Annotated in this window: 16 protein-coding genes; 9 read left to right on the top strand and 7 right to left on the bottom strand. The window is 38.4% G+C overall.

All coding sequences use genetic code 11. The annotated features are described in order from the left end of the window. Positions 1 to 122: 122 nt before the first annotated feature. From A7A78_RS04320 to A7A78_RS04310, 3 genes are all read left to right on the top strand, one after another. Positions 123 to 2330: a carboxy terminal-processing peptidase gene (locus A7A78_RS04320; RefSeq protein WP_068761224.1), complete on the top strand. Its 2208-nt coding sequence runs from the start codon at positions 123 to 125 to the stop codon at positions 2328 to 2330. 62 nt (positions 2331 to 2392) lie between these two features. Further along, positions 2393 to 3499 (top strand): ABC transporter permease, encoded by a 1107-nt coding sequence (locus A7A78_RS04315; RefSeq protein ID WP_068761223.1) that lies wholly within the window; start codon positions 2393 to 2395, stop codon positions 3497 to 3499. Between the two features lie 10 nt (positions 3500 to 3509). Further along, positions 3510 to 4325 carry a DNA/RNA non-specific endonuclease gene (locus A7A78_RS04310; RefSeq protein ID WP_068761222.1) on the top strand — a complete coding sequence of 272 codons (816 nt, stop codon included), beginning with the start codon at positions 3510 to 3512 and terminating at the stop codon, positions 4323 to 4325. Positions 4326 to 4407: 82 nt separating this feature from the next. On the opposite strand, the gene rodA is transcribed toward A7A78_RS04310, so the two are convergent. The 6 genes from rodA to purH form a co-directional block, all read right to left on the bottom strand. Further along, on the bottom strand, positions 4408 to 5664 hold the full coding sequence (gene rodA / locus A7A78_RS04305) for a rod shape-determining protein RodA (RefSeq protein WP_068761221.1): 1257 nt from the start codon (positions 5662 to 5664) through the stop codon (positions 4408 to 4410). Then, positions 5664 to 7529, bottom strand: a complete 1866-nt coding sequence (locus A7A78_RS04300) for a peptidoglycan D,D-transpeptidase FtsI family protein (RefSeq protein ID WP_068761220.1) — start codon at positions 7527 to 7529, stop codon at positions 5664 to 5666. The genes rodA and A7A78_RS04300 overlap by 1 nt, the downstream gene beginning before the upstream one ends. Next, complete coding sequence (locus A7A78_RS04295) at positions 7526 to 8038, bottom strand: rod shape-determining protein MreD (protein ID WP_341271714.1); 513 nt, start codon at positions 8036 to 8038, stop codon at positions 7526 to 7528. Before A7A78_RS04295 ends, A7A78_RS04300 begins: the two co-directional genes overlap by 4 nt. Next, on the bottom strand, positions 8022 to 8852 hold the full coding sequence (gene mreC, locus A7A78_RS04290; protein ID WP_068761219.1) for a rod shape-determining protein MreC: 831 nt from the start codon (positions 8850 to 8852) through the stop codon (positions 8022 to 8024). The genes A7A78_RS04295 and mreC overlap by 17 nt, the downstream gene beginning before the upstream one ends. A gap of 99 nt (positions 8853 to 8951) precedes the next feature. Next, the gene (locus tag A7A78_RS04285; protein ID WP_068761218.1) at positions 8952 to 9980 is read right to left on the bottom strand and encodes a rod shape-determining protein; all 1029 of its coding nucleotides are present in this window, start codon (positions 9978 to 9980) and stop codon (positions 8952 to 8954) included. 64 nt (positions 9981 to 10044) lie between these two features. After that, positions 10045 to 11577 carry a bifunctional phosphoribosylaminoimidazolecarboxamide formyltransferase/IMP cyclohydrolase gene (gene purH / locus A7A78_RS04280; protein ID WP_068761217.1) on the bottom strand — a complete coding sequence of 511 codons (1533 nt, stop codon included), beginning with the start codon at positions 11575 to 11577 and terminating at the stop codon, positions 10045 to 10047. A gap of 152 nt (positions 11578 to 11729) precedes the next feature. Here purH and A7A78_RS04275 point away from each other — a divergent pair, with 152 nt between their 5' ends. Continuing rightward, positions 11730 to 12986 carry an ABC transporter permease gene (locus tag A7A78_RS04275; RefSeq protein ID WP_068761216.1) on the top strand — a complete coding sequence of 419 codons (1257 nt, stop codon included), beginning with the start codon at positions 11730 to 11732 and terminating at the stop codon, positions 12984 to 12986. Positions 12987 to 13107: 121 nt separating this feature from the next. On the opposite strand, the gene A7A78_RS04270 is transcribed toward A7A78_RS04275, so the two are convergent. Further along, complete coding sequence (locus tag A7A78_RS04270; RefSeq protein WP_068761215.1) at positions 13108 to 13563, bottom strand: GAF domain-containing protein; 456 nt, start codon at positions 13561 to 13563, stop codon at positions 13108 to 13110. 97 nt (positions 13564 to 13660) lie between these two features. Between A7A78_RS04270 and xrtF the strand changes: the two genes are divergently transcribed. The 5 genes from xrtF to A7A78_RS04245 all read left to right on the top strand — a co-directional run bounded on the left by xrtF (position 13661) and on the right by A7A78_RS04245 (position 18085). After that, the gene (gene xrtF, locus A7A78_RS04265; RefSeq protein ID WP_068761214.1) at positions 13661 to 14206 is read left to right on the top strand and encodes an exosortase family protein XrtF; all 546 of its coding nucleotides are present in this window, start codon (positions 13661 to 13663) and stop codon (positions 14204 to 14206) included. Beyond that, positions 14203 to 14637, top strand: coding sequence for an exosortase F system-associated membrane protein (locus tag A7A78_RS04260; RefSeq protein ID WP_068761213.1), 435 nt, complete (start codon positions 14203 to 14205; stop codon positions 14635 to 14637). Before xrtF ends, A7A78_RS04260 begins: the two co-directional genes overlap by 4 nt. A 38-nt stretch (positions 14638 to 14675) precedes the next feature. Continuing rightward, positions 14676 to 15218: a DUF3347 domain-containing protein gene (locus A7A78_RS04255; protein WP_068761212.1), complete on the top strand. Its 543-nt coding sequence runs from the start codon at positions 14676 to 14678 to the stop codon at positions 15216 to 15218. A gap of 56 nt (positions 15219 to 15274) precedes the next feature. Further along, positions 15275 to 15694, top strand: coding sequence for an HYC_CC_PP family protein (locus A7A78_RS04250; RefSeq protein ID WP_131811105.1), 420 nt, complete (start codon positions 15275 to 15277; stop codon positions 15692 to 15694). An 84-nt stretch (positions 15695 to 15778) separates the two neighbouring features. Then, positions 15779 to 18085 (top strand): multicopper oxidase domain-containing protein, encoded by a 2307-nt coding sequence (locus A7A78_RS04245; protein ID WP_094746032.1) that lies wholly within the window; start codon positions 15779 to 15781, stop codon positions 18083 to 18085. Positions 18086 to 18090: the final 5 nt, after the last annotated feature.

Below are 18090 nucleotides of genomic sequence, written 5' to 3'. Positions count from 1 at the left end.
AATTCAGAATTCTGAATTAAAAGAAAACTGTTTAACAAAAAATTAGTACCGCTTTGCTTTCATGGCACAGTTTTTTATATAATTTAGAGCACTCATATAATAAAATATCAATTATGCGGATAATGAAGAAGAATTTTAAAGTTTTGTTCCTTGCAGTTTTTGTAGCTGTAGCTTCTTGCAGTTTTACTACCAAGGAATTTAACGACCCAGATAAAGACAAGTTACTTTTAGACCTTATTTCCTATGTTCTCCAAAAAGGACATTACGACCCGAAGGATATTAACGATGAATTTTCTGCTGAAGTTTATGAAGATTTCATTAAAGGCTTAGACCCTTTAAAAAGATATTTCTTGGCTTCAGATATTGCTGAGTTCAGCAAATACAAAACAGAAATTGACGACCAAATAAAGAACAAGGATCTTTCCTTTTTCGATTTGGTTTACGATCGTTTCAACGAACGCATGGAGGATGTGAAAAAAATATACCCCGAAGTCTTAAGTGAACCGTTCGATTTTACAAAACAGGAAACCATTAACGTAGATTACGACAATCTTACTTACGCAACTTCCCAAAAAGAATTGAAGGCGCGCTGGAAACAGCAATTAAAATTCACTACGCTTTCAGGTTATTATGATTTGGTGGAAGATCAAAAAAATAGGGAAAAAGGAATTACTTCTTCTGCTAAAAATGATGATGAGGATAGTACAGATTTTTCCGAAGCTGAAAAACCTACAACATCTTCCAATGACGAACCTTTTGAGCCAAAATCTTTAGCCGAACTTGAAAAGAAAGCTCGCGAAACTGCCAAAAGCTCTCTTGACGAATATTTCGATTTCACCAAGGATTTACAGCGAAAAGATTATTTCGCAATCTATTTAAATACCATAGTTGAAGAATTTGATCCGCACACAAACTATTTCGCTCCACCGGACAAAGAAAGATTCGATCTTCGCATGTCTGGAAAATTGGAAGGAATTGGTGCAAGGCTTCAAAAGAAAAATGATTACATCACTATAATTGAAATAATAAGCGGCGGGCCAGCATGGCGAAGTGAAAAAGTGGAAGTGGGCGATGTTATTATGAAAGTGAAACAGGAAGACGAAAAAGATGCCGTAAGTATTGTGGGTATGCGTATTGACGATGCGGTGAAATTGATAAAAGGACCAAAAGGAACCAAAGTTACATTGACAATTAAAAATGTTGACGGAACCATTTCCGATAAAGTGATTACCCGCGATGTGGTGGAATTAGAAGAAACTTATGCCAAATCATCCTTTATTGAAAAAGACGACCGCAAATTCGGATTGATAAATCTACCGCAGTTTTATTTTGATATGGAAAACTACAAGGAAAGAAATGCGGCAACCGATGTTAAAAAAGAAATTCTCCGTTTAAAAGAACAGGGAATGGAAGGTCTTGTTTTGGATCTTCGCGACAATGGAGGAGGGTCTTTGCGCACCGCTGTAGATATTGCCGGACTTTTTATTAAAAAGGGACCAGTTGTGCAAGTGGCTTCAAATGGTAATACAGAAGTACTTGAGGATAAAGACAGCGAAGTAGTTTGGGATGGCCCATTGGTTATTTTAGTGAATGAGCTTTCCGCTTCGGCATCTGAGATTTTGGCAGCAGCAATGCAGGATTATAAACGTGCCATTATTATTGGTAGTAAACAAACCTATGGAAAAGGAACCGTTCAAAATGTGATTGACCTTAACCAATGGCTTCGTAAAAACGATCTTGGCGATATGGGTGCATTGAAGATGACTTCCCAAAAGTTTTATCGTGTAAACGGTGGCTCAACACAACTTGAAGGCGTGAAGAGCGATGTTGTGATGCCGGACCGCTACAGCTATATTGAAATTGGTGAAAGGGATTACGACAATCCATTGCCGTATGATAAAATTGACGCTGCTAAATATGATGTTTGGGACGGATATATTGATTATGACGAAACAATTCAAAAAAGCAAAGCGCGTATGGCGCAAAATGAGCAATTGAAATTGATTGATGAAGATGCCAAGTGGATAAAAGCAAGAAGAGATGAAAAAGAGGTCAACCTTAATTTTGACGCCTACAGTGCAGAAATCGAGCAGCGCAAACAAGAAACAAAGCGTTTTGATGCAATTGACGAATATGACAACCATCTAACTTTTGAGTCATTACCTTATGAAACCGCTTTAATGAAGCAAGATACTACCTTGTCTGAAAAACGTAAAAGATGGCACAAAAATTTAAGCAAGGATATGTATGTGGAAGAAGCAGTTCACGTGCTGGAAGATTTAAAGCTTAACAATATCAAAGCTGGAAAAGTAGCGGATATTAAAAACTAATTTTAGGTAAACCCAATGCTCGTTTCTAAAGGAAGCAAGTTAATTTTTACTAAATTTGAAGTGTGAAAAATTCCACTTCATTAACTAGAATTGCGCTCCAAAAGTTCAAAAAAAACTTTTGGGGCTTTTTTAGTTTGGGTTTTTTAGCGCTTTGTGTTTTGGTTGCTGTTTTTGCTTATGCTTTAGCTCCAGACAATTCGCAGAACGCAAACCAAATGCATATTTCAATACATTCCAAAAACCCAGGGTTTTCTGTAAAAATGCTTACGATCCCTGCAGTTGTTGAAACGCAAAATCCTTTGTCGGTTTTCTTCTTTGGAAAAAAGAATGCAGATACTGAAATTCCTGTTTCGAAATTTTCATTTAATGAAAACGCTATCGAAATCACGGAATACACAGCTGATGGAACGGACGGATTGCAAAAAGAATACGCGCTTTCGCTTTTTCCAAAAGCTACTTCCGTAAAAGAAATTCCAGAAAAATACATTTCAGAAAAAAAATTCCTGCTCGGGACAGATAAATACGGTCGTGATCTGTTGAGCCGAATGTTGATCGGTATTCGTATTTCACTAGCAATTGGGTTCGTCGCAGTTTTTATTTCTTTGGTAATTGGAGTTACAATGGGAGCCATTGCAGGATATTTTGGTGGAAAAGTGGATGCTGCAATTATGTGGCTCATAAATGTTACTTGGTCTATTCCAACTTTGCTTTTGGTGATAGCAATTACATTAGCCTTGGGAAAAGGTTTCTGGCAAGTTTTTATCGCTGTTGGTTTAACAATGTGGGTTGAAGTTGCCCGTGTGGTGCGCGGGCAGGTTATGGGCGTAAAACAGATGCAATACGTAACCGCGGCGCAAGCTTTGGGCTTTAATGATTTCAGAATAATAGTAAAACATATTTTGCCAAATAGCATGGCGCCTGTTATCATAATTTCCGCGGCAAATTTTGCGGGCGCGATACTTATTGAAAGTGGGCTCTCTTTTTTAGGAATTGGCGCACAGCCACCAATGCCAAGTTGGGGCGGGATTATTAAAGATCATTATGCTTATATCATTTTAGGAAAACCTTATCTTGCCCTCATTCCCGGACTTGCAATTATGAGTTTGGTTACAGCTTTTATGTTAATAGGCAATGCCCTGCGCGACGCCATGGACGTGCGGAATGCTTAATTTAAATTGAATGAACCGAAAATACATTTACCCTTTAGTAATCATAATTGTAACAGTTGTACTTTATTATGCTGACAATTTATTCGAAAAAGACAATGATTCTGTCGCTGAAACTTCAATTGTAAAGCAAGGAAATTCAAAAGAATTTGACGATTCTTACCTTCCCGCTTCCACCACGGGAGAAATTGTAAAACACAATTTTTTTACACTTTCCTATTCCGAAGAAAATGAACAGGCAGAATGGGTGGCTTATGAACTGGCTAAAAGCGATCTTTTAAAAAATGAATTTGAACGGCCCTATTTTATTGAGGATAAAAAAGTGAAAACCAAATCGGCTGATTGGCGGAATTATAAAAACTCTGGCTATGACCGCGGTCATCTCTGCCCAGCGGGCGATAGGAGGATTTCTTTTGAAGCGTATAACGAAACTTTTTTAACGAGTAACATCAGTCCGCAGAATCACGATTTTAACGCCGGAATATGGAACCGATTGGAGCAAAAAGCTCGGTATTGGGCTGAAAAATATGATGGGGTTTACATTATTACAGGCGGTGTTTTGAAAGGAAATATGAGAACCATTGGCGATGAAAATGTTTCTGTTCCGAACGAGTTTTACAAAATAGTCGTGGATGTTTCCGGTGGAAATTATAAAGCCATTGCGTTTTTAATTCCGAATAAGGCTTCGAGTGACTCTTTTTATGAATACGCTGTTTCAATAGATGAAATTGAAGCTGCAACAGGAATTGATTTTTTTCCGAAGTTGCCAGATTCCATAGAGAATAATTTGGAGTCGATGATAGACTTGCAAGCTTGGGGGAGGAGATAGTTTTTTAGTCGCAGTCGCAGTCTCAGTAGCAGTTTGCAGTAGTGATATAGATTCGATTTCTACTTTCGATTTCGATTTGGATTTAAGAGTAGTGATAATTCGCCCCGTCCAATTTCACGAAAATAAATAGCAAAATAGTAAAGCCCCAAAGCGCGGAACCTCCATAACTAAAGAAAGGAAGCGGTATTCCCACAGTTGGGAAAATACCCGTAACCATGCCAATATTCACAAAAAAGTGGAGAAATAATATTGCCGCGACGCTATAGCCATATACTCTTCCGAATTGGTTTTTTTGCTTTTCGGCTTTAAAAATGATTCGTAATATAAGTCCAACGAAAAGAAGCACAACAAGCATACTTCCCAAGAAACCCCATTCTTCGCCCACGGTACTGAAAATATAATCTGTATGTTGCTCGGGTACAAAATTACCTTTGGTTTGGGTTCCCTGTGTCCAGCCCTTTCCCAACCATCCACCGTTAGCTATTGCAATTTCGCTTTGGTGGGTGTTGTAGCCAATGCCTCTGGCATCAACTTCCTTTCCCAAAACAATATTGAAACGGTCGCGATGGCGCTGTTCAAAAACGTTATTGAAAATATAACTTACCGAGAGCGCAAAAACAATGCTCGTGGCGGCAATAAGAATATATTTTATAATATTTGGACGTTTTTTTCTATTTCGGTAAAAAATAATTCCGCCAATAATCAAGACCCCAATCGCTACCCAAAGCGCACCAAATGCAAGTGTGGAAACAAAAAGGATTGTTGCAAAAAGGCCAAATAACAAATAAACTCCGTGAAGCCCTTCGCGATAAAGAGGAAAAACGAAGGCGGCATAAATTAGGGCACTCCCGGGATCAGGTTGCGGAATAATAAAAAGTGCTGGCAATGCAAGAATTATAAAAGCACCAATTTGGTTTTTTAAATCCTTCATATCCGTTTGAATATCGCTTACATATTTTGCAAGTGCCAAAGCGGTAGCAGCTTTGGCAAATTCACTGGGCTGAAGACTAAAGCTTCCAAATGCATACCAAGAAGTTGCTCCAGAAATATTCTTTCCGAATACAAAAAGGCCTAAAAGGGATAGAAGCGAGATTATATAAAATACACTTGCAAATTTCTCGTAAAATTTTGACTCAATGGCAAGTAAAAAAATAATTAGGATTACACTAAAACAGATAAACATAAACTGCCTTGCATAAATTTGATCAAAATCCCAAAAGCCTTTTGCGGCATCATTCAGTGATGCTGAATAAATATTTATCCAACCCATCGCAACCAAGGCGATGTATATAAAAATAATCAACCAATCAAAACGTACGTAACTTTTCCCTGTTGCCATTAGTGATTTATTGAAAAAGGTTGACCACTGTATGGTTTGGCGTATTCTGCTTCCAAACTTCCCTCCAGCACATATTTTTCCATGTCTGTACGGGTTATTTCGCCTTTTAGGTATTTTTCAATCATAAGCCCCGCAATTCGTCCCGCCCAACGCGAACCCCAATAGCCGTTTTCAACAAATACGGCAATGGCTATTTTAGGGTTGTCCTTTGGTGCAAATGCCACAAAAATGGAGTGGTCTGTAAGTTGAACACGCTTGCCGTCAATTTTGGTAAAATTTTCTGCCGTACCGGTTTTTCCACAAATCTCTATCCCTGGAATTTGGATGGATGAAGCCGTTCCGCGTTGATAAACTTGATACATACCTTCCACAACTGGTTTGAAATTTTCAGGTTCAACGGTAGTGTAATGCTTTTCTTTAAATTTCTGGGGAATGGTATCAGGCCCAACTATGTTTTTAATGATGTGAGGCGTATAATAATACCCCCGGTTTGCAATAGCTGCAGTAAAATTGGCCATTTGCATGGGCGTAAGTAATACTTCTCCCTGACCAATAGCGTTTGAAATGGTTGCCAAAGAAGACCAATTATGTGCAGGAAAATCGTGTATTTTGTTATAATATTTTGAAGTAGGAATATTGCCTCTTTTCCCACTAGGTAAATCGTAACCCAAAAAATCTCCCAAACCAAAACTCATTAAGTCATTTCTCCAAGCATCGATGCCTTCCTGTGGGGTTGGATATTTATCAATGATTCTTTTATATACGTTACAAAAATAGGCATTACAGCTATTTGCAATTCCGCCCACCATTGCCAGCGGCGATGGATGATTATGGCAGCCTAACGTTCTATTTCCGTAGCGAAAACCGTGATAACAATAAAATTTATCGAGCGTATCTACTGCTTTTTCGTGAAGCCCAATTAAAGCAGTTAATGTTTTAAATGGTGAGCCGGGAGGATATTCCCCCATTAATACCCTATCATAAAGTGGTTTCCCAATAGTGTCATACCACAATTTTGTGAAATTTTTAGAGCGGTCACGACCCACCAAAAGCGAAGGGTCATAACTTGGTGCAGTAATAAGTGCCAATATTTCGCCAGTTGAAGGCTCTATTGCTACAATACCTCCTCTTTTGTGGATCATCAATTCCTCACCATACTTTTGAAGTACGGCATCAATGGTTAACTGAACATCATTTCCGCGTTCTGGAAGTGTATCAAAAATACCTTCTTTATATGGCCCAATGTCTCGGTTAAAGCGGTCTTTCTGAATATATTTCACACCTTTCACACCGCGTAAAACATCTTCATATTCCTTCTCAACACCAGCGGTACCAATGAGTTCCCCCATTTGATAATACGGATTTTTTTCAATAATGGCGTTGTTCACTTCTGCAATGTAGCCCATTACGTTTGCTGAATGATCTACTTGATATTCGCGAAGGGAGCGACGCTGAATATAAAACCCTTCATATTTATACATTTTCTCCGAAAGGGAAGCGTAGTCGGCTTTATTAAGCTGCGGAATTACTACTGAAGGTAATCTGGGAGAATAGGTTTTTGCCTTTTCAAGAATTTCTATAAACTCTTCTTTTGTTATTTTCAGCAAACTACAAAATTCCAAAGTGTCAAGCGGTTTTACATCGCGGGGAACCACCATTACATCATACGAAGGCTGATTTGAAACCAAAAGTTTCATATTCCGGTCAAACATATAACCTCTTTGCGGATAATCATACATTACCTTTATTGCGCTGTTTTGCGAAAGCGAGTCTGGAGATGCATCATAAACCTGCAAGTAGAAGAGCCGGGCCGTAAAAAGCAAGCCCGTGAACAAAACCAATGCTATAAGTACAATCTTTCTCATGTAGATTTTCTGTTGAAAAGAATCATTGTGCACACAATGACAATTATGGTAAACACTCCTGAAAACAACGTAGATTTCAACAATAAGAATATATGTTTAAAGCTGAAAATTTCCAAGGCGAACATCACAAAATGATGCATAAAAACCAATGAAGCTATATAAGTAAGCCTTTCCATTGGATCGGCTTTTTTTATTTTCACACTATTGTATTCGTAACTCACCCCAAAGGAATATTTTAAAACCACAGGCCGAATGTATGCGATAAACGCACAAGCCGCGGCGTGTACTCCGCCCGAATCCTCAAAAATATCTATGGAAAGGCCCAAAAGAAAACTAAGAAAAATCAAAAGACCTTTGTTTCCGTCCAACGGATACATCAAAATGAAAAAGATATACAAATAAGGATTTATGTAACCCAAAAGGTTAATATTGTTGAGCATCAGTACTTGAAGAAAAACAAGCACTATAAACCGGACTATATTTATAATGATATCACTGTTCTTCATCATCCACTCTTTTCTCAAGCTCTAAAATTTCAGTAGCTTCCTTGTTCTCAATCAAATAAACGTTTTCCAAAGCTGTCATATCATTGAAAAGTTGCACGTTCACGTAATAATAATTGTCATCCTTATCCAAGTGAAAATCGTTCACGGTACCAATCAAAAGTCCTTCGGGGAAAATAGTTGATCTACCTCCAGTTACAATGGTGTCGCCTTTTTCCAGCTCGGCCAGTCGGGGAATATCAACCAATTGCGCCACGTTTGGATCTTTCGTGTCCCATTTCAGCGAACCAAAATGTCCAGAATTTTTATGCTTTGCGTTAATTCTGCTCTTTGTGTTTAAAATAGATTGAACCGTGGAGTAGTTTTCAGAAACATCGCTCACAATCCCAACAATTCCTTTGGAAGAAATTACGCCTAAGTCAATTTTTATACTGTCTTTTTCGCCTTTGTCCAGCGTTAGTTGGTTTTTTGTTTTTGAGTAATTATTATTGATTACCCGCGCAGTGAAATATTTGTATTTATTCGGAAGAAAAGTGCTGTCCAATTTTTCAAAAACAACCGCTTCTTTAAACTGATCCAGTTTTTTTCGAAGTAATAAATTTTCTTCGAGCAATTGTTGGTTTTCCTTCCCAAGATTAAAATAATCGGTAATATTATTTCTGAAAGTATAAACGCCACCAGTAACGAAATTGGCCGAACTGATAAATTTATCGTTGTGGTAATTGTGGGTTTGGACGGTAAGCGCTACAGAAATTGTAAAAAGCACGGCAAACAACAGGAAATTTTTATTCCGAATGAAAAAAAATATAATCTGCTGCATTGCTTTGTGGGGTTAAAATATTCTGCTTTCTAATGGAGCAACGCCATAAATGGGCAACTATTCTCTTTAAGATTTTCAGTAAAATTTATTTCTGAAAAATTATTTAATCAACACGCTTTTGTATTTCGCGAGATTTTTCAAACAAATTCCTGTTCCACGAACTACTGCACGTAAAGGGTCTTCAGCAATATAAACCGGAAGATCGGTTTTTTGCGAAAGTCTTTTGTCCAATCCGCGAAGCATAGAGCCACCACCTGCAAGATAAATTCCGGTGTTGTAAATATCGGCGGCAAGCTCGGGAGGGGTTTGTGAAAGTGTTTCCATAACCGCATCCTCAATTCGAAGGATGGATTTATCCAACGCCTTTGCAATTTCTCTGTAGGAAGTTTGTACCTGTTTAGGCTTTCCAGTAAGCAAATCCCTACCCTGCACGTCCATTTCGTCCGGCGGAAGTTCAAGATCTTCTGTTGCAGCACCTATTTGGATTTTTATTTTTTCAGCAGTGCGCTCACCAACGTACAAGTTGTGTTGAGTGCGCATATAATAAACAATATCATTTGTGAAAACGTCACCTGCAATTTTTATGGATTTGTCGCAAACAATTCCGCCAAGTGCTATTACGGCAATTTCAGTAGTTCCACCTCCTATGTCAACAACCATATTTCCTTTTGGCTGCATAATGTCAACGCCAATACCAATTGCAGCTGCCATTGGCTCGTGGATCAAATAAACTTCTTTTCCGTTAACGCGTTCGGCACTTTCTTTTACGGCGCGCATTTCCACCTCGGTAATTCCACTTGGGATGCAGACAACCATACGCAATGATGGTTTCAGCCATTTCTTTTTCAACGCTGGAATATCGCTGATAAACATGTTTATCATCTTTTCGCTGGCATCAAAATCTGCGATTACACCATCTTTCAATGGACGGATTGTTTTAATGTTTTCGTGGGTTTTCCCTTGCATCATCGCAGCTTCGCGGCCTACGGCGATTATTTTGCCGGTAGTTCGGTCGCGCGCTACAATTGACGGGGCGTCCACAACAACTTTATCGTTGTGGATAATTAGGGTATTTGCGGTACCAAGGTCAATTGCTATTTCTTCAGTTAGGAAGTCAAAAAATCCCATAGTTTAAGTTGGTGGTATTGAAAGTTAACGTGTTAAGTTTGGTTTTAAACAAATGTAATAAAATTTAATGCTTAAAATGACGCGTTCCGGTAAATACCATCGCCATTTTATGTTTGTTGCAATAATCGATGCTCAATTGGTCTTTTATAGAGCCTCCGGGCTGGATTACAGCAGTTACTCCTGCGTTGTCCGCAATTTCCACACAATCGGGAAACGGGAAAAAAGCATCACTCGCCATCACGGCACCTTCAAGGTTAAAATTAAAGGCTTTTGCTTTTTCAATTGCTTGCCGTAACGCATCAACGCGACTGGTTTGGCCGGTTCCGCTGGCGCAAAGTTGTTTGCCCTTTGCCAAAACAATTGTGTTCGATTTTGTGTGCTTGCAAATTTTTGAAGCGAACAACAAGTCTTCTAACTCTTCGGAATTGGGTTTATTGTTTGTTGCGTGCGTTAAAATTTCAGCACTGTCGGTAATATTGTCTTTATCCTGTACCAAAACGCCGTTCAAACAAGTGCGCACTGTTGTTGAAGGTAATTCAGTTTCTTTTTGAATTAATAGAATTCGGTTCTTTTTTCCTTCTAAAATTTCCTGTGCTTTTGCTGAAAAGGATGGCGCAATTACCACTTCGCAAAAAAGGTCGTGGATTTCGTTAGCAGTTGCTTCGTCAATTTCAACATTGCTTATTAAAATTCCACCAAAAGCCGAAACGGGATCGCCGGCCAATGCAGCCATATATGCTTGCTGCACGGTCTCGCGTTGTGCAATTCCGCAGGCGTTGTTGTGTTTTAAAATTGCAAAAGTAGGCGCTTCGCCCTTAAATTCGTTCATCAAATTTATTGCTGCATCAACGTCCAAAAGGTTGTTGTAACTCAATTCCTTTCCGTGAAGTTTGGTGAACATTTCATCAAAATTTCCAAAGAAATATCCTTTTTGGTGCGGATTTTCGCCGTAGCGAAGTTCCTGTCCGTTAGTTTCGCTTATTTTGAAAGCTGGCAATTTTTCTTCATTGTTGAAATAATTAAAAATTGCAGTATCGTAGTTTGAAGAAATGTTGAAGGATTTTGCGGCAAAACGCTTGCGGTCTTTCAATGAAATTTCGCCATTTTTTTCTGAAATCAATTCCAAAAATTCAGGGTAATCTTCAACAGAGGAAACGCAAATGGTATCCTTAAAATTCTTTGCAGCAGCGCGAATCAATGAAATTCCTCCAATGTCTATTTTTTCAATAATATCTGCTTCCGAAGCGCCCGAAGCAACGGTTTTTTCAAAAGGATACAAATCCACAATCACGGCATCAATCTGTGGAATGTTATATTGTTCCATTTCGGCAACATCGCCTTCGTGGTCTTGTCTATTCAAAATTCCGCCAAAAACTTTTGGGTGAAGAGTCTTTACTCGACCGCCCAAAATAGAAGGGTAGTCTGTTATGTCTTCCACTGCAATTACCTCGATTCCAAGATCGTTAATGAATTTTTCGGTGCCTCCGGTAGAGTAGATTTTTACGTTTTGTTCGTGTAGTTTTTTAACAATCGGGGCAAGCCCATCTTTGCTAAAAACGGAAATTAAAGCAGATGTAATTTTTTTGGAATTGTTCATTATCGAAAATTAAGGTGCAAAAGTACATAATTGCATAGTAAATTTGTAACATAAGCAAAGAGAAAACGTCTTACTTTTTATAATTTTATCAACGTTTTTTAAAGTTTAAACTTAAAATTTCAAAATCATCAATCGTTAATCGAAAATCATAAATGCTAATATATCTTCGGGTTTTAAAAGAAAGTTTCAATTTCGCACTAAATGCGCTACGAAATAATAAATTGCGAACTTTTCTCTCTTTGGTGGGCGTAACGATTGGTATTTTTTCAATCATAGCAGTTTTGGCTGCGGTTGATTCTTTAAAGCGTGAAATTGAGGGCAGCATCAGTGGGCTGGACAACAGCACAATAATAGTGATGCGATTCAATTTTGGGCCAACGGATATTCCACGCTGGAAATGGCAGCAATTTCCAGATGTTACTTATGACGAATACCAGTATATTGAACGCAACACCCCAAATATTGAAGCGGCAACTTTTACGTTGAATGTCCCCAATGAAAGCATAAAATATGAAGACAGACAGGTTGATAACGTGCCTATTGGTGCGGTAACAGACAGTTATTACAACATTGAAGCCTTAAAACTTTCCGAAGGAAGGTTTTTTAATGGATCAGAATCGAACAGCGGTTCCATGGTTGTGGTTTTGGGTGATGAAATTGCCAAACAGTTGTTTGGTGATGCTGCAACGGCCATTGGAAAAGAAGTGCGTATTTACGGACGAAGGTTTAACGTGATAGGTGTTTTGGAAAAAGAAGGCGCTGGTATATTTGGAAATTCTAAAGACACTTCAGTTTGGATGTCTGTGAATGTTGTGCGGAGAATTTATGGCGATAATAATAAAAATACTTTCCCGCAGATTGTGGTGAAACCCGAAAAAGGAGTGGATGAAGCCGAATTTAAAGCAGTGCTAACGCAAAAACTTAGAACCAAGCGTGGATTGAAACCAGATGAAATAAGTAACTTCTTCGTAAACCAAATGCAGGGTTTTGCAGATTTTATTGATAACATTACCGGAACTATGAATAAAATTGGAGGAGCAATAAGTTTTTTCTCCCTACTTGTTGGCGGCTTCGGAATTGCGAATATTATGTTTGTAAGTGTGAAGGAGCGCACTAATTTAATTGGGATTCAAAAATCCTTGGGCGCAAAGAACAAATTCATACTGTTTCAATTTTTGTTTGAAGCCGTGATTCTAGCCGTAATAGGTGGATTGATTGGGTTGTTTTTGGTGTTTATTGTTTCCATAATTGCATCACAGTTTACGGGTGATTTCGAATTTGTATTATCGTTATGGAATATACTTTTTGGAACGGCTATCTCTGCTGCAATTGGGTTGATTTCAGGAATTCTTCCGGCAATTTCAGCTTCAAAACTTGATCCGGTGGAAGCGATCCGGACGGGAATGTAAAGCTGCGCAAATCCCAAAATTTTAAATTCCAAATCCCAAATGGATTTATTGTTTACTTTGGAATTTGGAGCTTGTAATTTGGAATTTAAAATGAAGATGCGCCTAAATTGTTGCCAAAAAATTATAGTATCATCGCAACTTCTTCGTTTACCCATTCCAAAAATCGTTCGTCCTCCAAAGAGAATGGATCTTCAACGTGCGAGTCAATGTCTATTTGGCCAATATTTTTCCCATCCTTAAAAAGAGGAATTACAATTTCTGATTTTACGGTAATACTGCACGCAATGTAGTTGTCTTGCGCTTTTACGTCTGGCACTACAAAATTTTTGTTGCTAACGGCAACCTGCCCGCAAATACCTTTTCCGAAGGGAATAACGGTATGGTCCGTCGGTTCGCCTGCGAATGCTTTCAAATGCAAGGTTTTCTCAGCTTCATTTGCAAAATAAAACCCCACCCAGTCATAATAGCCCACAGCAGTTTGCAATAGTTCACAAATCTCCGTTAGTCTATTGTTCGTGCTTTCTGAGCTGTTTGCTAAAATGGTTTTAACTTTAGGTTTTAAATGTGAAAAGGGCATAGATTTTTGAATGTTCGTTACTTCGGTAAAAGTATTTTAAAAGCTTTACATACACCAAAAACAAATCCTGTATTTTTGTTAAAAACATATTGGCCCTTTGAAAGAACTTTTTCAAAAATATAAAACTGTTATTCGCTTCGTTGCTTTGTTTTTAGGCACTTATTTAGTACTCAGTTTTTTTTATGCAGCTTATCTGAAGTATTTTTCAAGTGAAGCATTTTTCCCGGATTTTATTACAAATCTTGTTGCGAAACAAAGTGCTTCATTATTGGAAAGCTTTGGCGTGAATACCTTTTTAACGCCTGACAATTTAGGGCAGGGAATGCTATTGACAATTGAAAATAAATACTCGGTTAGTATTGTGGAAGGTTGCAACGCCGTGAGCGTTATTATTTTGTTTGTTTCTTTTATCATCGCTTTCGCGGAAAACTTTAAAAAAACTTTTCTGTTTCTTTTTGCGGGAGCGGTGTTGATTTATATTGTAAATATTTTGCGCATTGCAATTTTGACTGTGGCTTTTTACAAGTATCCAAACTATGAAAATATGCTTCACGGTGTAGTTTTCCCAGGAATTATTTACACTATGGTTTTTGTTTTATGGATGGTTTGGGTATGGATGCTTAAACCACAAAAAGCAGCATGAAAAGGATATTAAATATAGTGGGGGTTTTAATTTTAGTTTTGCTTTTAGTGCTTATAAGAGCATTTGAAGATGAGCTTTTTTATGACCCGCTGTTGGATTTTTTTAAAAATGATTACAGTAGTTTGCCACTCCCTGAGATGGATATTTTCGCTTTACAAGTTAGCGTTGCTCTTCGTTTTTTCATAAATACTATTATTTCTTTGTCCATACTTTGGTTGGTTTTTCGCGACAGGGAAATAATTAAACTTTCTGTTATTCTTTATGCAATTTTGTTTGCCGGTTTTTTTATAGCCTTTAATTTTATAGTCTTCACTTCAGAGGGAACCAATAGCCATTTGGCTTTGTTTTATGTGCGCAGATTTCTTATTCAGCCTTTGTTTCTGCTTATTCTGTTACCCGCTTTTTATTTTCAGAAATACAAATCACGATGATTTTTTGGTACCTTTGCATCACTAAATAGACTTTTAAAATGAAAAAAATATCTTTTATCTTCTTTGCGTTTGCAGCATTTGCAATTACTTCTTGTAAAGAAACCCCAAAACAAGCCGAACCAGAAGTTGTAACGGTTGACAATGCAGAGCCAAAAACTTATGAAATTGCTAAAGTTGAAGCAGAATTCAATGATCCAAAAGTTGAGGCAATTTTCAATCAATATTTACAGGTTGAAGCAGCTTTGGTAAACACAGATGCCACTAAAACAGCGGCCGAAGCATCAAAACTTGAATTGCTTCTTAAAGAAAAGAATGCTGATGAAACTATTCAAAATGCAATAGCAGCAATGGCAGGTTCTGAAGACATCAAAATTCAACGTGAAAATTTTGAACCATTGAGTATGGGTATTGAAAAAATGCTTCAAGGAGCTTTAGTGTCTGGGACCCTCTACAAGCAATACTGCCCAATGGCTTTTAACAACAAAGGCGCTTACTGGATAAGCAGCAGCAAAGACATCTTAAACCCTTATTTTGGCGATAAAATGCTGAAATGCGGCAGGGTTGATTCTGAAGTAAAATAATTTTAACAAAGCCTTTCAATTTTTTGGGAGGCTTTTTTTTGTATTTTTGCGAAAGCATGAAAAAAACCATTTCCATATTCCTATCTATACTGATGCTTGCCAGCAGTTCTGGAATTGCCTATGCACAGCACTTTTGCAGCGGGATGGAAATGATGGCTGAGATTACTTTGGGTGAAAAACACCTTTCCTGTGGAATGGACATGCACGCTCCAGAAACGGATTGCGGTGATGAAGCCCCAACTCCCAAAGCCCACGATTGCTGTAAAAATCACATTACCAAAATACACACAGACGATAATTTTGCAAAGGCCTCGTTTGATTTAAAACTAAACAAAACCTTTGTAGCTACTTTCGTTTCTGTGTTTGTGCTGGAGGAAGTAGAAATAACTTCCGCTGAAAAAACCTTCTTCGCGGATTACAATCCGCCACCACTCGAACAGGATTTGAATATACTGTACGAGACCTTCCTGATTTGATTACTGCCTGCGGTAGCAGGTACCTTATGATTAAAACTCCAAAATTCTACGGAGTAAATACTCATATTCAATCAAATCAAAAAAATGAAATACAAACTTATAATAACCATATTTCTGAATTTGGTTTTTCTGAATTATTCCTATTCACAGGAAGAGGAAAGACCCATTCGTGAATATACATTAACAATTGAAAAACAGGCTGTAAACTTCACAGGAAAAGAAGTGATGGGAATGACCGTAAACGGTAGTATTCCCGGACCAACCCTTGAATTTACGGAAGGAGAACAAGCCGTAATCCACGTAATCAATAAAATGGAAGTAGAAACTTCCGTCCATTGGCACGGAATATTATTGCCAAATTTCCAGGATGGAGTACCTTATTTGACCACGCCACCTATAAAACCTGGAACTACTTTTACGTATGAATTTCCAATAAAACAAAGCGGAACCTATTGGTACCATTCGCATACAATGCTTCAGGAGCAAAGTGGCGTTTTTGGGTCTATCGTAATTCAGCCAAAGGAAAAAATCTTGGATTATGATAAAGAGTTGGTCTTGATGCTTTCAGATTGGACCAATGAAAAACCAAAGGATGTGATGCGCACTTTAAAGCGTGGCAGCGAATGGTATGGAATTAAGAAAGGAACATCAACGCCGTTGAATCAAGTTATTAGTCGCGGCGCATTGGGGGCCCAAATTGATTTTTGGAGACAACGAATGGAAGGTGCCGACATTGCGGATATTTATTATTCAGCTTTTTTGGTAAATGGAAAGCAGCTTGCGGAATATCCAGATTTTAAACCCGGTGAAAAAGTTCGATTGCGCATAATTGACGGTTCGTCTTCAACCCAATTCTGGATGACATTTGGCGGTGAAACACCGTTGTTAGTTTCAGCAGACGGACTTGATGTAGAACCAGTAAAAAGAAACAAAACCTTTATTGCCATTGCTGAGACATACGATTTTATCGTAACCATTCCCCAAAGTGGAAAGTTGGAATTTAGAGCAATGGCGCAGGATGGTTCAGGTACTGCTTTGGCGTATTTGGGTTCAGGAGAAATTCTGCCAGCGCCACTTGTTGAAAAACCTGATAAGATAGCGATGATGCAGGAAATGGCTAAAATGAAGATGAAAATGGGTGCCCACGCCATAAAATTTCAGCCTAAAAAAGACGAGCGTTATGAAATGAAAGAGGAATACGGAATGAAAATGGACGGCATGGAAATGGACCACTCAAAGATGGAAATGCCAAAAGATTCGATGAAAATGGACCATTCAAAGATGGACCATTCTAAGATGAATATGCCTGAAGATTCTCCGAAAATGGATCATTCCAAAATGGATATGAATAGCGAGCCGAGGCAAATGGAAGGTATGGGGATGAATTCAGAATATACCTATGATTATCTGAAATCACCCGAAAAAACCAGTTATCCAAAAGATATTCCCGTGACCGAAATTCTATTGAATCTCACGGGAAATATGAACCGTTACATTTGGAGTTTGAACGGCGTGCCGCTTTCGGAAACGGATAACATCAAAATTAAAGGAAACGAGGTAACAAGAATTACGTTGAACAACCTCACGATGATGCACCACCCAATGCACCTTCACGGGCACTTTTTCAGGGTAATCAACAAAAACGGCGAATATTCTCCATTAAAACACACGGTAAACGTTCCGCCAATGGAAGAGGTGACCATTGAGTTTTACGGCGATGCTTATGGCGATTGGTTTTTCCATTGCCACGTGCTTTACCATATGATGGGAGGAATGGCGCGAGTGTTTAGTTATGAAACGCCGAGAGACCCAAGAATGGAGGAATATCCTGTTTCAAAAATCATGAATGAGGCCAATCATTTTTATACATGGGGAACTGCAGATGTGGCTTCGCATATGGCAGAATTGAATCTCACTTCTTCCAACTTGCGAAACCAATTCAATGTGATGGCAGAGTATGGTTGGAACCAAAACCTGGAGGTTGAGGTAACCTATGAGCGCTATTTGCACGATTACCTACGCATTTTCGGAGGCGTAAATGTAGAAAACGAAACCGAAGATAGTTTGGATGAAATTGAAACCACGGCTATTGCCGGAATTCGGTATTTAACGCCTTATTTGTTTAATTTGGATGTACGGATAGACAGTAAACTGCGGCCCCAGATTGGGCTGGAGCGGGAAATCATGATTTTTCCCCGAACCCTTGTCTTTGGAATGATTGAATACCAAGCCGATTTTGGTTTGGTGGACGATCTGCCCACAGGAATTGATTACGGCGATGAATTGACTTGGAACGCTGGTCTTGAATATTTTCTTTCAAAGAACTTTTCTTTAATGGCCAGTTATGATAACCGTTTTGGTGCTGGAGGTGGTATGTCTATTCGTTTTTAATAACC

It is taken from the genome of Aequorivita soesokkakensis, assembly GCF_001641085.1.
Classification (GTDB): domain Bacteria; phylum Bacteroidota; class Bacteroidia; order Flavobacteriales; family Flavobacteriaceae; genus Aequorivita; species Aequorivita soesokkakensis.
The sequence above is the reverse complement of the archived record's forward strand: the minus strand, read 5'-3'. Positions and strand labels throughout refer to the sequence as shown.

Bases quoted from the DNA above. Each gene is read 5' to 3' on its own strand.
- purH (WP_068761217.1), bottom strand. From the start codon at position 11,577: ATGAACAATTCCAAAAAAATTACATCTGCTTTAATTTCCGTTTTTAGC.
- A7A78_RS04320 (WP_068761224.1), top strand. From the start codon at position 123: ATGAAGAAGAATTTTAAAGTTTTGTTCCTTGCAGTTTTTGTAGCTGTA.
- A7A78_RS04260 (WP_068761213.1), top strand. From the start codon at position 14,203: ATGAAAAGGATATTAAATATAGTGGGGGTTTTAATTTTAGTTTTGCTT.
- A7A78_RS04295 (WP_341271714.1), bottom strand. From the start codon at position 8,038: ATGATGAAGAACAGTGATATCATTATAAATATAGTCCGGTTTATAGTG.
- rodA (WP_068761221.1), bottom strand. From the start codon at position 5,664: ATGGCAACAGGGAAAAGTTACGTACGTTTTGATTGGTTGATTATTTTT.
- A7A78_RS04275 (WP_068761216.1), top strand. From the start codon at position 11,730: ATGCTAATATATCTTCGGGTTTTAAAAGAAAGTTTCAATTTCGCACTA.
- A7A78_RS04285 (WP_068761218.1), bottom strand. From the start codon at position 9,980: ATGGGATTTTTTGACTTCCTAACTGAAGAAATAGCAATTGACCTTGGT.
- mreC (WP_068761219.1), bottom strand. From the start codon at position 8,852: ATGCAGCAGATTATATTTTTTTTCATTCGGAATAAAAATTTCCTGTTG.
- A7A78_RS04255 (WP_068761212.1), top strand. From the start codon at position 14,676: ATGAAAAAAATATCTTTTATCTTCTTTGCGTTTGCAGCATTTGCAATT.
- A7A78_RS04270 (WP_068761215.1), bottom strand. From the start codon at position 13,563: ATGCCCTTTTCACATTTAAAACCTAAAGTTAAAACCATTTTAGCAAAC.
- A7A78_RS04310 (WP_068761222.1), top strand. From the start codon at position 3,510: ATGAACCGAAAATACATTTACCCTTTAGTAATCATAATTGTAACAGTT.
- A7A78_RS04250 (WP_131811105.1), top strand. From the start codon at position 15,275: ATGAAAAAAACCATTTCCATATTCCTATCTATACTGATGCTTGCCAGC.
- A7A78_RS04300 (WP_068761220.1), bottom strand. From the start codon at position 7,529: ATGAGAAAGATTGTACTTATAGCATTGGTTTTGTTCACGGGCTTGCTT.
- A7A78_RS04245 (WP_094746032.1), top strand. From the start codon at position 15,779: ATGAAATACAAACTTATAATAACCATATTTCTGAATTTGGTTTTTCTG.